Genomic DNA, 15,632 nt, shown 5'->3' with positions numbered 1-15,632 from the left:
GTTACAATAAGACCAAAATAGAATTGAAAGTTGTGTCTCCTCGGTGGGAGTGATTTTAATATTGCCCTGTTACAATAAGACCAAAATAGAATTGAAAGCGAGGGTGTCATTCACATAACGTATATACCTTAAGAGGTTACAATAAGACCAAAATAGAATTGAAAGTGAATTCTACAAGCGTGGTTTAGTTCCAAGGACGTTGAGTTACAATAAGACCAAAATAGAATTGAAAGAGTATTCCACCGAGAATTGTGCCTTTGTACTGGACTGCGTTACAATAAGACCAAAATAGAATTGAAAGAGTCCTAAGTCTCCAGCAAACCACCCGTCTAACCACCTGTTACAATAAGACCAAAATAGAATTGAAAGTTTGGAATCTGCAATCCCTCCACAATGTGTAGCCAATGTTACAATAAGACCAAAATAGAATTGAAAGGGTGTTGAAGTTAAAGAGAGTCTTGTTCATATTCCCCAGTTACAATAAGACCAAAATAGAATTGAAAGTATACTAGGGCAGAATGACTCCTCGTTTAGAATGCAAGTTACAATAAGACCAAAATAGAATTGAAAGATTGAACTAGCGAGAGTGAGTAAAGAAAGTGAGAAGAGTTACAATAAGACCAAAATAGAATTGAAAGAAAGCTTTCAATAAGCCCTACACTAAAATTACTTAAGCACTTAAGCAGGTATTTAGCTCTAAAAACCCCTCAAAAGCTTTAAAAAAAGTTTATAGAAAATAAATAATAAAGCAACACTAATTATTCGGCCCTATATATCTCCTCAGAGAATGTAACGAATTCTGTCCAGGATAGATGTGCCAAGAACTTAGCCTTTGGATTTGGCTTTCCGTTCTTGAATGCCTCTTCATTGTAGGAGTATCCAACCACTTCTCCCACAAACCAGATGTGATCCCCGTAATCTCTTTCATCTATAACCTTACATTCTATGTTGGCCAATGCCTCCTTTATGCTTGGAACGCTCACGTTCTTTGAGGGAATCAGGGTTATGTTCATCTCCTTTAGCTTTGCAGGTCCCTTCTTTGTCCCAGCAATCCAGACATCTCTAAGCATGTCAAGGCTTGGAACGCTGATTACAAACTCCTTATACTTCTTTATTAGTCCATGAGTTGTTCTTTGAGGAGCAACAGCAACTCCAACTAAGAATGGATTAAACGATACAATCGTCACCCAATCAGCCGCCATAACGTTAGCTTCTTCTCCCTTCCCAGAAACAACCAGATAGGTTCTCATTGGATATAAAAGTCTATACGCCTGCATTTTATCACCCCCGGGTAATAAAAATGAATACGATTTCATAAATGTTTCTCTATAAGTCTAAGCTTCCTTATTACATCCCAGGGATCCCTGCCAAATATGTAGACACATGGTTCAACCCCAAATCCTCCTGGGTCAATCACGGCATCCCAGATTTCTTCCTTGAACAGTTCAGCAATCTTTACCTCAGTTTCCTCTTCTGATCTGCTTCCTTCTTTCAATCGGGCAATCTTCAGTCCAGAAAGTTTCAATGCCTCCTCGACATCCTCGCCATACCTTATGTTCAACACTGCCCTAACCTGGGGATTTGAAATCCTAACCAATATTTTTGCCGTATGCCTGCTGGCTCCAAATTGAGGAGGCATGGCAAAGGGCTTTCCGTGCACAAGGGTAATCCTTCCTGGAACGGCCGCAACGTCCTCTATCCCTTTTGGGTTTGGAAGTGAGTATGCAAAGTTAGACCTTATCTCAGGAATTAATTCGGGAAATTTTTCATCACTCAAAAGGACCGAAAGGGCCTTGGAGAGTTCTTCAATTACGCTCTGCCTTTCAGATATAAATGACAAAATTTCCCCACAAATGTTCCCAGGAAGGCCAGAATAGCTTTCATAGGCTTTGCAAAACTCTTCATTTCGCAAAAGCTCAAAGTATTTTCGCTCTAAAATCTTCACAAGATTCTCTTTCTTTTCTCCCCGCTTTATGAGTTCTACGAGAGCCAAGGCTATGTTCTCGATTTCTTTTTCTAGAGGTTTCAGAATCTCAGGGGGAGAATATCTGGTTATGTACTTACTCACCATAGCCTGGGTAACTCCCATGATATCAGCTATCTCACCCTGGGAATATCCTTGTGAGTAGAGAACCTTTGCAACCCTCGCCCTTATGGCTGGAATTACAACTTCTGCCCAAAACACGCTTGGCGTTCTCATTTTACCCGCCTCAAAGCTAATACGCTCAAAGCTAATATAAGAATAACTCCCACCCCACAAGTCTTCTCTTGAATTTCGGGCGGAGAAGAGGGGAGAGTATAGTTAAATGCAATCCCCACCCCACCACATTTAATCAGCTCTGCCTGGGAATAGTTTGAGTAGGGAATCCACTTCTCATCATAGAACCCTATCCTTGAATTGTATCCCGCGTAACCCCACTTTGCAACCTCTTTTATTTCTTTCAAATCCCTATCGTCTAGGTAAACAACGCCAGCCTTTCTAAGCCACTTTAACTCTTCCACTATTGCAGTGCCAGCATCTAACTTTGATGGATCAATCTCGGGAATAACGCTCATCCTCTCACTTTTTGTGGCGTTTTCTATTTTAACTCCCAAGAACCTCTCAATTTCTCCTAAGTCACCTTCAAACTCTATTATAAACTTCTTCTTGAAGGTCACGTTGTACTTAGCCAAACACCTCAAGAACTCCTCGTTGGGCTTCCATGTGCAAACGCCCAAGTAACACCCACACTGAGTATACTTTATGCACTCATACCACTCCCTATATACACAGGGAGAATATAAGCTCTCATTTCTAGGGCCACAAAGCTCTCCTGAGCATCCTCCAGCTTTACAATCTAAATCGCTTTTGCACTCAACCGTCTTAGGCGTTAAGATAACAACACTTCCGTTCTTCTCGAACTTATTTTCCTCAACTTTCCATCCCAATGCTTTAGCTTTCCCTTCCAACTCTAGAATTGGTAATTCGCCCTCGAACTTCCCCGAATATCTCACATCAAATTTGGTTGGTATTTGAACTCTCACATGTAACTTATTTTTCTCCTCCCACACTATCACCACGAGCTTAGGGTGATAATGCGATCTGTAAACTATCCTTCCATCATCTACAATCACGTTTTTAGCTGAAAGTAGAGGGTTTAGGTTGTACTTTTCAACCTCAACTTCAACCGCATAATTATCTTCTGGGAAAAAGCAGGCAAGTGCCAATGGAGAGAGTAGCAAAAGTATTCCAAGAGATGCGATTACCCTCCTCATTCCTTCCACCAAATCTATGATTGCACTTTCACCTATATATGGTTAGAGATAAATTTAAATACCAATTGAGGATGAGTGTAGAAGGGCTTCAATGGATTGGAAAGGTAGAGATGTTATCAGCATTAGAGACTTTTCTAAAGAAGACATAGAAATCGTCCTTTCTACAGCGGAACGCCTTGAAAAAGAGTTAAAGGAGAAGGGACAGCTGGAGTATGCAAGAGGAAAGATACTTGCAACTCTCTTCTTCGAGCCTTCGACAAGAACAAGGTTGAGCTTTGAGAGTGCAATGCACAGACTGGGAGGAGCGGTGATTGGGTTTGCTGAAGCCTCCACTAGTAGCGTGAAGAAGGGCGAAAGCTTGGCAGATACAATAAAAACTGTTGAGCAGTACAGTGATGTCATAGTGATTAGACATCCAAAAGAAGGAGCGGCAAGGTTAGCTGCTGAGGTTGCCGAGATACCGGTGATTAATGCGGGTGACGGGAGTAATCAACACCCAACTCAAACACTGCTGGATCTCTACACTATAAGGAAGGAGTTTGGAAAGATCGATGGGTTAAAGATCGGCCTTTTGGGAGATTTAAAGTATGGAAGAACTGTGCACAGCCTTGCAGAGGCATTGGCATATTACGATGTAGAGCTGTACCTAATCTCACCTGAACTCCTAAGGATGCCTCGACACATAGTCGAGGAGCTCAGGGAAAAGGGAGTAACGGTCTACGAGACCTCTGATTTGATGAGCGTCATTGGAGAGTTAGATGTGCTCTACGTGACTAGAATTCAGAAAGAGAGGTTCCCAGACGAGCAAGAATACCTCAAAGTCAGGGGAAGTTATCAGGTAAACCTCCAAGTGCTTTCAAAGGCCAAGGAAACGCTAAAGGTTATGCATCCACTTCCAAGGGTTGACGAAATTCATCCAGAAGTTGATAAAACCAAGCACGCGATCTACTTTAAGCAAGTGTTTAACGGAATTCCCGTAAGAATGGCCCTCTTGGGCCTAGTCTTGGGGGTGATTTGAATGGCAGAGCTTAAGGTTTCCGCAATCAAGGAGGGAACGGTAATAGACCACATACCAGCGGGCAAAGGCCTTAAGGTTATCCAAATCCTCGGGCTTGGAGAGTTGAAGAATGGAGGAGCGGTTTTATTAGCTATGAACGTACCAAGCAAAAAGCTGGGAAGAAAGGATATAGTTAAGGTTGAAGGCAAGTTCCTGAGTGAGGAAGAGGTCAACAAAATAGCGCTAGTTGCTCCAACTGCAACCGTTAACATAATCAGAGAGTACAAGGTTGTTGAGAAGTTTAAGGTTGAGATTCCAGATGTTATTGAGGGAATATTAAAGTGTGGCAATCCCAACTGTATAACCCACTATGAGTATGTAACTCCAAAATTCTACGTGATCAGCAAGGAGCCCTTGAAAGTTAGGTGCCACTACTGTGAAAGAACAATGGAAGAAGAGGAGATACTGGCTAACCTCTAAAGTTGAAGGCTATAGCAACTTCCAGCGCAGTTCCCAGGGGGAGAACGTCCTCATCAACATCAAACCTTGGGTTGTGGTGTGGATAGATTATTCCCTTCTTTTCATTTCTAATTCCCAGGGCTATAAATGCCCCAGGCACTCTTTGGAGGTAGAAGGCAAAGTCTTCTCCACCCAAAGTCTTCCTAACTTCTCCTACTTTTAGCCCTAGCCCCTGGGCAACTTCTCTTACTAACTCAACCATCCTATCATCGTTTATTGTGGGAGGCCCTAGAATTTCAGTCTTGACTTCTACCCTACACCTATGAGCCTTTGCAACTTCGCTCACAATTTCAGCTATTCTCTGCCTTATGAACCCTCCAAGTTCTTCCGTGAAGAATCTAAACGTCCCCTCAAATTCAACGCTCTCTGGAATTACATTGAAAGCAGTCCCACCTTGAACTTTCCCAACGGTAACAACTGCACTTTCCAATGGATCAATTTCTCTGGCAACTATCCTTTGAAGAGCTAAAATTGCCTCTGCCACCGCTGGAACTGGGTCTATTGCATATTGGGGAGCTGCTCCATGTCCTCCTTTCCCAATTATTTTCACGTTGAACTTTCCAACACCAGCAAGGAACGGCCCCTTTCTAAGCCCAATTACACCAGACTCAAGCTCAGCCCACACATGAAGGCCAAAAATAGCGTCCACATTTTCCAATGCTCCTCCCTCTATCATTTTTAAGGCCCCATTGCCCCCTTCTTCAGCAGGCTGAAAGATTAATCTAACTCTGTTGTTTAGCTCTTCTTCATGCTCCGCAATTATCTTTGCTGCTCCCAAAAGCATTGCAGTGTGGGCATCGTGGCCGCAAGCATGCATTTTCCCAGGAATTCTAGATTTGTAGGGGACTTCATTTTCCTCTTGAATTGGAAGTGCATCCATGTCTGCCCTTAAAGCTACAGTCCTCTCTCCACTACCAATGTCAGCGATTATTCCCGTCCCCACTCTTTTTATCTTAAATCCCCATTCTTTCAGGTGCTCTTCAACAATCTTGGATGTTCTCTCCTCTTCGTAACCGAGTTCTGGGTACATGTGAAACTCTCTTCTCCAAGAGATAATTTCATCCTTAATCTTCATGGCCTCCTCTAAGGGATTGAACATTTGGGCCCACCGAAGGATATATTACTTGGCTATGATATTAAAATTTCGATGAGGGTTAACGTAATAGGATTTGATTGGAGAGGTAAGGTTGCCTTTCAAAGTCACGCTCACACGGATCACTTTGCAAGTGGGAAGATTGTACATGCCACAAAGCCCACAATATTCTTAAGCCATCTGAGAAACTCCACACTCTACTCTCAAGTCAAGTATGGAAAGAAATTTTACATAGAAGATTACAAGGCAAAACTTTATCCTTCTGGACACATGCTTGGCTCTGCTGGAATTAAAATTTGGTTAGATGAGGGGACTCTTTACTATACTGGGGATGTAAAGCTTGAGAAGTTAAGAACTGCCGAAAGAGCAAAGATTCCCAAAGCTGACTTTTTAATAATAGAAGCAACTTTTGGTGTTCCCATGTATTCTTTCCCAGAACCAAGGAAAGTAGAAAAAGAGATTATATTTTACGTAGAGGAGCAGCTTGACAGGGGAGAAAAGCCTGTTATACGGGCAAACCCATATGGAAAGGCCCAAGAAATAATTGCCATCCTTAATGCTCATGGGTATACCCCTAAAGTTGATAGGGAAATTTTGAAAGTTTCAATGGTTTACTCAAAATTTGGAATTAAGCTTAGAGCTAGTAGTGAAGGGGAAGTTATTGTATCTTCCTCCAAGGGCATTCTTGTTTCGGGCTTTGGGAAGATAAAGCTAAGCAATCACGCTGACTTCTGGGAGTTAGTTAAGATCGTTGAAAAGGTCAAGCCAGAGAAGGTGTTTACGGTCTTTGGCCACGCTCAGTCATTTGCGAAGATATTAAATGGGCTTGGATATGAGAGCATGTCGATAAAGAGGGGAGAAGAAATCGGGAGGTGGATTTAATGCCTTTGTACTTTATTGGGTTGGGGTTATATGATGAGAAAGACATAACGCTCAAAGGATTGGAAATCGCAAGGAAGTGTGATAAGGTGTATGCAGAATTCTACACCTCCCTGATGGCTGGAACCACGCTTGAGAAAATTGAAGAGTTAATTGGGAAGAAGATAATAGTCCTCAATAGAGAAGATGTGGAGATGAACTTCGAGAAAATAGTTCTTCCAGAGGCCAAGGAAAAGGATGTAGCATTCCTAACCGCTGGAGATCCCATGGTGGCAACTACTCACGCAGAGCTGAGAATAAGAGCAAAGAGAATGGGTGTGGAGAGCTACGTTATTCACGCCCCAAGCATTTACTCAGCTGTGGCAATAACTGGATTACATATATACAAATTTGGAAAAAGCGCCACAGTGGCCTACCCAGAAGGAAATTGGTTTCCCACTAGCTACTACGATGTAGTTAAAGAAAACCTGGAGAAAGGGCTTCACACTCTTCTCTTCCTTGACATAAAGGCCGAAAAAAGGAAATATATGACCGCAAATGAGGCCATGGAGCTCCTGCTTAAAGTGGAAGAAATGAAGAGAGAGAATGTTTTCACTCCCAACACTTTGGTGGTTGTCCTTGGAAGGGCCGGCTCGCTCAACCCGACTATTAGAGCAGGATATGTAAAGGATATGATAAAGGAAGACTTTGGAAAGCAACCCCATGTTCTAATAGTTCCAGGGAAACTTCACGTTGTAGAGGCGGAGTATTTAGTTGAAATTGCAGGCGCCCCAAAAGAGATACTTGAGCAATTTTCTCCTAGAAAAATGTAAAGTGGAGCAAGGAAAATTTAGAAAGCTTTTCACACAACTCCATTATTTTTCGACGAAAGGATTATTAAAACTCTATGTGAGTTAAATTTGGTGATGAACAATGGTAGTTAGCTTAGCGGGAAGAGATCTTCTCTGTCTTCAAGACTATACAGCCGAAGAAATCTGGACAATTCTTGAAACGGCAAAGATGTTTAAGATTTGGCAAAAGATAGGAAAGCCACACAGACTTCTCGAAGGGAAGACATTGGCAATGATATTCCAGAAACCCTCAACCAGGACAAGAGTTAGTTTTGAAGTGGCAATGGCTCACTTGGGGGGCCATGCCCTCTACTTAAACGCCCAGGACCTCCAGCTTAGGAGAGGAGAGACAATAGCCGACACTGCAAGAGTCCTCAGCAGGTACGTTGATGCAATAATGGCAAGAGTTTACGATCACAAGGATGTAGAAGATTTAGCAAAATACGCAACTGTTCCAGTAATAAACGGTTTGAGCGACTTCTCACACCCATGCCAGGCTTTAGCTGATTACATGACAATTTGGGAGAAGAAGGGGACTATCAGGGGGGTTAAGGTAGTTTACGTTGGAGACGGAAACAACGTTGCCCACTCATTGATGATTGCAGGAACAAAGCTTGGAGCAGATGTCGTAGTTGCAACACCTGAAGGCTATGAGCCTGATGAAAAGGTGATCAAGTGGGCCGAGCAGAACGCCGCTGAGAGCGGAGGAAGTTTCGAACTTCTCCATGATCCAGTTAAAGCTGTTAAAAATGCAGATGTAATCTACACCGATGTATGGGCCTCAATGGGTCAAGAGGCTGAGGCAGAAGAAAGAAGAAAAATCTTTAGGCCATTCCAAGTTAACAAAGACTTAGTTAAGCACGCAAAGCCCGACTATATGTTCATGCACTGTCTCCCAGCACACAGGGGAGAGGAGGTAACTGATGACGTAATTGATAGTCCAAACAGCGTTGTCTGGGATCAGGCAGAGAATAGACTACATGCCCAAAAGGCAGTACTCGCCCTTGTCATGGGTGGAATTAAATTCTGACTTCTTTCTCCCCTTATTATTATAAATCTTGCCACCCTCTATTCTTTAGGGGTTAAGCATGAAGATAATTCCCATAGCTTCCGAGAGTTTGGGAGTCAGAAGCTTAGCAGTATTCGTTAAGGTAGGAAAGAGGGGGATTCTAATAGACCCAGGGGCAGCACTAGGGCCAAAAAGATACTCATTAAGCCCAGCAAACTCTGAAATGGCAGCCCTCCAACTTGCCAGAAGTAAAATACAGGAGTTCGCAAAAAAAGCTGATGTAATTACCATCTCCCACTACCACTATGATCACCATACTCCCTTCTTTGAGGGAATTTACGAAAGTTCCTCCCCAGAGATAGCAAAGGAGTTGTATTCAGGAAAAATACTTCTGATAAAGCATCCAACCCAGAATATAAATGCAAGCCAAAAAAGGAGAGCTCACGAATTCCTAAAGAACGTTGAAGGGATTGCAAAAAAGATCGAGTATGGGGATTCGAAAACCTTCGACTTCGGCGACTTTAAGATTGAGTTCTCCCCACCAGTCCCTCACGGAAGGGAAGGATCGAAGCTTGGGTTTGTAGTGATGGTTCTCATTGATGATGGAAAGAAAAGTGTGATACATGCGAGTGATACTCAACTTATCAACGAAAAGGCCGTGAAGTGGATAATAGAGAAAAATCCAGATCTCCTAATTGCCGGAGGTCCACCCACGTATCTAACACATAGAGTAGGAAACGTGAGAGACATTGGGCGAGAACTAATAAACAGGATAATAAATGAGACCAACGCAGAGCTGATAATTGACCATCACATAGTGAGGGACAAAGGTTATGAGGAGTTCTTCAACTCCCTAGATAAGAGACCTCTAACATTTGCCGAGTTCCTGGGCAGAGAAAATGCACCCCTAGAAGCTTATAGAAAAGAGCTCCACGAGTTTGAAAAGGGAAAAGATGTTGAATTACCAAAAGGGATAGTCAAATTCCTAAAAGAGCTGGGAGAGCAAAAATGATTGAGGAGCTGTTCAAGGGATTAGAGAGTGAAATCGTTGGACTTCACGAGATTCCCCCAAAGAGGGGAGAGTATGGGGAGTTCAAATTCAGGAATGAAGAAGTTAATGAGTTAGTTAAGAGGCTCGGATTTAGACTTTATTCTCACCAAGTTAAAGCCCTAGAAAAGCTGTATTCAGGGAAAAACGTAGTTGTTTCAACGCCCACAGCTAGTGGGAAAAGCGAGATATTTAGGTTGTTTATCTTTGACGAAATACTGTCAAGCCCGTCCTCAACTTTTCTCTTAATCTACCCAACAAGAGCCTTAATAAACAACCAAATGGAAAAATTCGAAAAAGAAAACACTATCTTTGAGGAGATTTGTGGAAAAAGAGTTCGAGCAGAAGTCTTAACTGGAGATACGGAATGGGAAAAGAGAAGAGAAATCATTAGGAGCAAACCAAACGTAATCTTCACGACACCCGATATGCTTCATCATCACATTCTTCCCAGGTGGAGGGATTATTTCTGGCTTTTAAAGGGGCTTAGACTTCTTGTCGTGGACGAATTGCACGTTTATAGGGGGATCTTTGGAACAAATGTTGCTTATGTTTTCAAGAGACTCTTTCTCAGGCTTAAGAGATTAAGTTCAAGCCCCCAAATACTTGCCCTTTCAGCAACTTTGAGAAACCCCAAAGAATTTGCTGAACAATTTTTTGAGACTGAATTTGAGGAGGTCAAGGAAGCTGGAAGTCCAAGCCCGAGAAGAATTATAGTCATGTTTGAGCCAAGAAGGTTTACTGGAGAACAACTAATCAAGCAAATTGTTGAGAGACTAACTAGAAAGAACATAAAGACCTTGGTATTTTTTGACTCCAGAAAGGGGACAGAAAGAATCATGAGGCTTTTCCTGTTCTCAGATGCTTTTGATAGGATCACAACATACAAAGGGACGCTAACTAAGAGGGAAAGGTTTCTAATAGAGAGAGACTTTAGGGAGGGCAACCTCACAGTTCTCCTAACGACAAATGCACTCGAGTTGGGAATTGACATTGGAGATTTAGATGCAGTAATAAACTATGGGATTCCTTCAGATGGATTGTTTTCACTAATTCAAAGATTTGGTAGGGCCGGAAGGGATCCAAATAGAATTGCAATAAACGGGATAATTTTGAGAAGAAATGGATTGGACTACTATTACAAAGAACATTTCGATGAGCTCGTTGAGGGAATAGAAAAGGGCCTAGTGGAGAAAATCCCCGTTAACTTGGACAATGAAAAGATAGCGAAAAAGCACCTCCACTATGCCATAGCTGAACTTGGAGTTGTCTCAATTAAAGAAATTGAGGGGAGATGGAAGAGATTCATAAAGACCCTCGTAGAGGAGGGATACGTGGAAGTTACAAGAAATCCAATAACTGGAGAGGAAGAAATAAGACTCAGAAGACCTCCTGTCTATTCTTCAATTAGAACGGCGAGCGATGAAAGCTACTTCTTAGTCGTGGATGAACCCTGGATAAGGGGAGCTTTGCAGAGGAAGAGGGGAGCCGAACTTCTCCGTTTTGTAAACTACCTCAAAGTTAGAGGAATGGTAGTTGAGGAAGTTGATGAGATAGAATTCCACAGAAGTCTACTCCCTGGAATGGTCTACCTTTCAAGGGGAAGGCCCTACATGGCAGTTGATAAGATAAAGATTGAGAAGTTCCACTTCGTTTTTGCGAGGCCTCTTCCAATCGAAGAAGAAATAGATACTAGTTCAAGTAAAATTGAAAACATTGAGATACTTGAGGTTAAAGACGAGAAAACTGTTGGCCCAATAAAAGTGAAGTTCGGAAGACTTAGAGTAAGGCACGAATACACTGGATACGCCGTGAGGGGAAGAGACGTTGAAAGGCACGTTAAGAGATTAGAAGAGCTAAAAGATGAGGGGATACTAAGGGGAGAGATTGACATCGTCCCATACATTTGGGAATCCTGGAAGTTTGCGAGGGTACTCTTTGACACCCCTTACATTAGAGAGTTTGAAACTGAAGGTTTCTGGCTTGAGTTTCCAAACGATATTAGGATAGTTCCCGAAGAGGAGTTTAGGGAATTCTTTGCAGTGGCCTCTGAGATAGATCCAGAGCTAGCGATGTTCCTCTACAACAGAATTAGTAGAAAATCTCTATTCCCCACGCTTCTGGGAGCAACCACACACTACATAAGGAGTTTCATCCTCCACCACGCCAAAGATAAGGGAGAAGAATTCGCATTTGCCGTAAAAAAGATGATCGACAGCAAGGATGGGATAGGCTCAGGGCTTCATGCAATTGAGCACAATATAATAAAGCTTGCTCCAGTTGTGACTCATGTGGATTCGAGAGAAATAGGCGGCTACAGCTACGATGACTTCCATGGAAAGCCAGTGATCTTCATCTATGATGGGAATGAAGGCGGAAGCGGAATAATTAGGCAGGTGTATGAGAACGTAGAAAAGCTGATGTACAGGAGTTTGGAGCATATAAAGAAGTGTCCATGCAAAGACGGCTGTCCTGCCTGCATATATTCTCCCAAGTGCGGAACTTTCAATGAATTCCTCGACAAGTGGATGGCAATAAGAATATGGGAAAAAGTCCTTCCTTAACAGTTATATACTCCCTCTTGTATATTCTTTTTGGTGGTTAAATGCTTCTCGAGGCACCTGTATATAAGGAGATATTTGGAGCTGTGAAGATTTATGAGCTTCAAAAGGTCATAAAGCTCGACACAGAGACTGAGGACGTTCCAGTTTACACGATTACAAATATTCCCAGAGAGAAGATCTATGACACCCTTGGCAAGATGGCAGTTATAGTTCCCATGAAAAACGAAAAGCTTCACCTCGTTGATGGTGTTCTCAAGGCAATCCCTCATAAATGTCCCATCATCATAGTATCAAACAGCAAAAGGGAAGGACCCAATAGGTATAGGCTGGAAGTTGATCTAGTGAGGCACTTCTACAACTTGACAAACTCAAAGATAATAATGGTTCATCAAAGAGATCCAGGATTGGCCAAGGCATTTCAAAAGGTGGGCTACACCGATATTTTAGACGAAAAAGGCAACATTAGGAGTGGAAAAGGAGAGGGAATGCTCATAGGTATTCTTCTAGCCAAGGCAATTGGGGCTGAATACGTGGGTTTCGTCGATGCAGATAACTACATCCCAGGAGCAGTGAATGAGTACGTTAAGGACTATGCAGCAGGCTTCCTAATGAGCGAAAGTGACTATACAATGGTAAGGCTCCACTGGAGGCACAAGCCCAAAGTCACAAAGGGGACCTTGTACTTCAAGAAGTGGGGAAGAGTAAGTGAGATAACAAACCACTACCTCAACATGTTGATAAGCGAACAGACTTCCTTTGAAACCACGATAATGGTCACGGGAAATGCAGGAGAGCACGCGATGACGATGAAGTTAGCTGAAATAATGCCATTCTCAACCAACTACTCCATCGAACCTTATGAAATAGTCTACCTGCTGGAGAGATTTGGAAAGTGGGAAAACGTTGAAGAGTTCAAAGATGTATTTGACCAGGGAATAGAGATCTTCCAAATTGAAACCCTTAACCCACACTTCCACGAGGACAAGGGGCAGGAACATGTCAGGGAGATGATACTCCTCAGCCTCGCTACAATATATCACTCAAAAATGGCCTCTAAGAACCTAAAGAGAAGAATTCTAAATGACCTAATAGAGCATGGAATACTGAAGGAGGGAGAAGAACCACCCAAGCTTAGAATAATGAGGCCAATAAATGAGATAGACATTGAGGAATGGATGAAAGTTGTCGAGAACAACTCCGAGACACTGCTGAGGTTCGGCCTATGATCAGAGTAATATTCCTGGATCTAGACAAGACTCTCTTACCAGAATACGATCCAGAGCCGGCAATCCCAATAGTGGAGGAGCTAAAAAAGAAAGGATTTGAAATAGTCTTTAATTCCTCTAAAACCCGTGCAGAGCAAGAATACTACAGAGAAAAACTTAATGTTAAAGGACCTTTCATAGTGGAGAACGGAAGTGCAATCTATATTCCTTCAAACTATTTTCCCTTTGAAGTCCCAGGAGTTAAAAGAGGAGAGTATATGGTTCTAGAACTTGGAGTTAAAGTAGAGGAAATAAGAAAAGCTCTCAAAGAGCTCGAGGCAGAATATGGACTCAAATACTATGGAAACTCCACGGACGAAGAAATAGAGAAGTTCACAAAACTTCCAAAACATCTCATACCCCTAGCCAAGGATAGGGAATACAGCGAGACCATATTCTTGTGGAAGAGAGAAGGATGGGAAAAAGATTTAATAAGGAAGGGGTTTAAGGTAACGATGGGAAGCAGATTTTACGCTGTTCATGGAAATTCGGACAAAGGAAAGGCCGCGAAGTTGTTGCTTGACCTCTATAAAAGGGTTGATGAAGTGGAGAGTTACGCGGTTGGAGACGGAGAAAACGACTTTCCAATGTTTGATGTCGTCGATTTTGCATTTCTCATTGGAGATTTAAGACATGAAAATGCTGAAAATGTTACATCCATTAAAGATGTGTTAAAGAAAATTTAAAGGAGGTGATGACATGAAGACATTAATTCTTGCTGGAGGAAAGGGAACGAGGCTTTGGCCACTGAGCAGAGAGCTAATGCCAAAGCAATTCATAAAAGTTTTCTCAAATAAATCTCTTTTCCAGAAAACAGTTGAGAGAGCACTAATTTTCTCAAAACCAAAGGAGATTTTCGTTGTTACCAACAAAGAATACAGGTTCAGGGTTCTTGACGACTTAAACGAAATTGGAGTTAATATTCCAGAAGAGAACATCCTTTTGGAACCCGTTGGGAAAAATACACTACCCGCAATTTATTGGGGACTCAAAGTTATCGACGAAAGCTTTGGAGACTCAATAGTTGCAGTGCTACCAAGTGACCATGCGATAGATGTTAACGAGAACTACATAGAGGCCTTCAAGAAGGCTGAGAAGCTCGCTGAAAATTACCTGGTTACCTTTGGAATAAAGCCAACGAAGCCACACACAGGTTATGGCTACATAAAGCCAGGAGAGAAGATAAGCAACTTAGGATTTCTAGTTGATGAGTTTAAGGAAAAGCCAGACTTGGAAACCGCTAAAAGATACGTAGAGAACGGTTACTACTGGAACAGTGGAATGTTCATGTTCAGGACAACCCTCTTTATGGAAGAGGCCAGAAAGCATGCTCCAGATGTAGTAAAGGCCTTTGAAGAAGGGAAGACTATAGAGGAAGCCTACGAATTAGCCCCAGAGATAAGCGTTGACTATGGAATCATGGAGAAGACCGATAAAGCGGCGGTTGTTCCGCTAAACACATACTGGAACGACCTGGGAAGCTTCGATGCCGTATATGAGGCACTTCAAAAGGACGAGAATGGTAACGCTGTGGAGGTAAGGGGATTCAAGGCGAAGTACATAAACGTCGACTCCAAGAACAACCTAATTCTAACTGAAAGGTTAACAGCAACCGTTGGGGTTGAGGATCTAATTATTGTTGATACGGGAGATGCACTCTTAGTTGCAAAGAAAGGAGAAACTCAGAAGGTCAAAGAGGTTTACAAGAAACTCAAGGAAGAAAACGATGAGAGGGCAATAGTTCATAGGACAGCTTATAGGCCATGGGGAAGCTACACAGTTCTGGAAGAAGGAGAGAGGTACAAGATAAAGAGGATAACCGTTCTACCTGGGAAAAGGCTAAGCCTACAACTCCACTACCACAGGAGCGAGCACTGGGTAGTTGTCAGGGGAACTGCAAAGGTTAGGGTTGGTGACAAGGAATTCATTCTAAGGCCAGGAGAAAGCACATTCATCCCAGCGGGTGTTATCCATAGACTAGAAAACCCAGGAAAAGTGGTTTTAGAAGTAATTGAGACTCAGATAGGAGAGTATCTTGGAGAGGACGACATAGTTAGAATAGAGGACGACTACCAGGATACTGTCAGGATAACTGGGGCATCACCTCTTGAAGCCACTCAGTCACATCACCAGGCGGACAACCAAACCGAGAATGAAACCTAACAAAATTATA

At 42.5% G+C, this 15,632-nt stretch carries 13 protein-coding genes, 2 pseudogenes and 1 CRISPR repeat array; of the genes and pseudogenes, 10 read left to right on the top strand and 5 right to left on the bottom strand.

Annotation, left to right across the window (positions count from 1 at the left end; genetic code table 11):
- Positions 1-638: direct repeats of the CRISPR family, unit length 30 nt; unit sequence GTTACAATAAGACCAAAATAGAATTGAAAG.
- Between the two features lie 120 nt (positions 639-758).
- Genes PWP39_RS07585 through PWP39_RS07575 form a run of 3 tightly spaced genes read right to left on the bottom strand, consistent with a single transcriptional unit; the run spans position 759 to position 3,255 of the window.
- A complete protein-coding gene (locus PWP39_RS07585) occupies positions 759-1,277 on the bottom strand; it encodes a flavin reductase family protein (RefSeq protein ID WP_011011721.1) in 519 nt (172 codons plus the stop codon).
- Between the two features lie 35 nt (positions 1,278-1,312).
- Complete coding sequence (locus PWP39_RS07580) at positions 1,313-2,200, bottom strand: thiamine-phosphate synthase family protein (protein ID WP_011011720.1); 888 nt, start codon at positions 2,198-2,200, stop codon at positions 1,313-1,315.
- Positions 2,197-3,255 carry a CGP-CTERM-anchored Cys-rich protein gene (locus tag PWP39_RS07575; RefSeq protein WP_014835176.1) on the bottom strand — a complete coding sequence of 353 codons (1,059 nt, stop codon included), beginning with the start codon at positions 3,253-3,255 and terminating at the stop codon, positions 2,197-2,199. The genes PWP39_RS07580 and PWP39_RS07575 overlap by 4 nt, the downstream gene beginning before the upstream one ends.
- Before the next feature lie 91 nt (positions 3,256-3,346).
- Between PWP39_RS07575 and pyrB the strand changes: the two genes are divergently transcribed.
- Positions 3,347-4,273, top strand: coding sequence for an aspartate carbamoyltransferase (gene pyrB / locus PWP39_RS07570; protein WP_011011718.1), 927 nt, complete (start codon positions 3,347-3,349; stop codon positions 4,271-4,273).
- A complete protein-coding gene (gene pyrI / locus PWP39_RS07565) occupies positions 4,274-4,732 on the top strand; it encodes an aspartate carbamoyltransferase regulatory subunit (protein ID WP_011011717.1) in 459 nt (152 codons plus the stop codon). It abuts the gene before it with no gap.
- On the opposite strand, the gene PWP39_RS07560 is transcribed toward pyrI, so the two are convergent.
- A complete protein-coding gene (locus tag PWP39_RS07560) occupies positions 4,722-5,870 on the bottom strand; it encodes a M20 metallopeptidase family protein (protein ID WP_288073398.1) in 1,149 nt (382 codons plus the stop codon). The genes pyrI and PWP39_RS07560 overlap by 11 nt on opposite strands.
- A gap of 48 nt (positions 5,871-5,918) precedes the next feature.
- Here PWP39_RS07560 and PWP39_RS07555 point away from each other — a divergent pair, with 48 nt between their 5' ends.
- The 8 genes and pseudogenes from PWP39_RS07555 to PWP39_RS07520 form a co-directional block, all read left to right on the top strand.
- Complete coding sequence (locus PWP39_RS07555; RefSeq protein ID WP_288073397.1) at positions 5,919-6,746, top strand: MBL fold metallo-hydrolase; 828 nt, start codon at positions 5,919-5,921, stop codon at positions 6,744-6,746.
- Complete coding sequence (gene dph5 / locus PWP39_RS07550) at positions 6,746-7,555, top strand: diphthine synthase (protein WP_288073396.1); 810 nt, start codon at positions 6,746-6,748, stop codon at positions 7,553-7,555. Before PWP39_RS07555 ends, dph5 begins: the two co-directional genes overlap by 1 nt.
- A gap of 100 nt (positions 7,556-7,655) precedes the next feature.
- Positions 7,656-8,603 carry an ornithine carbamoyltransferase gene (gene argF / locus PWP39_RS07545; protein WP_288073395.1) on the top strand — a complete coding sequence of 316 codons (948 nt, stop codon included), beginning with the start codon at positions 7,656-7,658 and terminating at the stop codon, positions 8,601-8,603.
- 58 nt (positions 8,604-8,661) lie between these two features.
- Entirely contained in the window at positions 8,662-9,594 is a 933-nt protein-coding gene (locus tag PWP39_RS07540; RefSeq protein WP_011011712.1) for an MBL fold metallo-hydrolase, read from the top strand.
- Complete coding sequence (locus PWP39_RS07535; RefSeq protein ID WP_014835173.1) at positions 9,591-12,194, top strand: DEAD/DEAH box helicase; 2,604 nt, start codon at positions 9,591-9,593, stop codon at positions 12,192-12,194. The genes PWP39_RS07540 and PWP39_RS07535 overlap by 4 nt, the downstream gene beginning before the upstream one ends.
- A 41-nt stretch (positions 12,195-12,235) precedes the next feature.
- The gene (gene mpgS / locus PWP39_RS07530; RefSeq protein ID WP_011011710.1) at positions 12,236-13,420 is read left to right on the top strand and encodes a mannosyl-3-phosphoglycerate synthase; all 1,185 of its coding nucleotides are present in this window, start codon (positions 12,236-12,238) and stop codon (positions 13,418-13,420) included.
- Positions 13,417-14,145 carry a mannosyl-3-phosphoglycerate phosphatase gene (gene mpgP / locus PWP39_RS07525; protein ID WP_014835172.1) on the top strand — a complete coding sequence of 243 codons (729 nt, stop codon included), beginning with the start codon at positions 13,417-13,419 and terminating at the stop codon, positions 14,143-14,145. Before mpgS ends, mpgP begins: the two co-directional genes overlap by 4 nt.
- 13 nt (positions 14,146-14,158) lie before the next feature.
- Positions 14,159-15,532: pseudogene (locus PWP39_RS07520) on the top strand (mannose-1-phosphate guanylyltransferase/mannose-6-phosphate isomerase); the annotation flags it as partial.
- Positions 15,533-15,542: 10 nt separating this feature from the next.
- Here the strand turns inward: PWP39_RS07520 and PWP39_RS07515 are convergent.
- Positions 15,543-15,632 (bottom strand): annotated as a pseudogene (locus PWP39_RS07515) (IS6 family transposase); the annotation flags it as partial.

The organism is Pyrococcus sp., from assembly GCF_030153625.1.
Lineage (GTDB): Archaea > Methanobacteriota_B > Thermococci > Thermococcales > Thermococcaceae > Pyrococcus > Pyrococcus furiosus.
The sequence above is the reverse complement of the archived record's forward strand: the minus strand, read 5'-3'. Positions and strand labels throughout refer to the sequence as shown.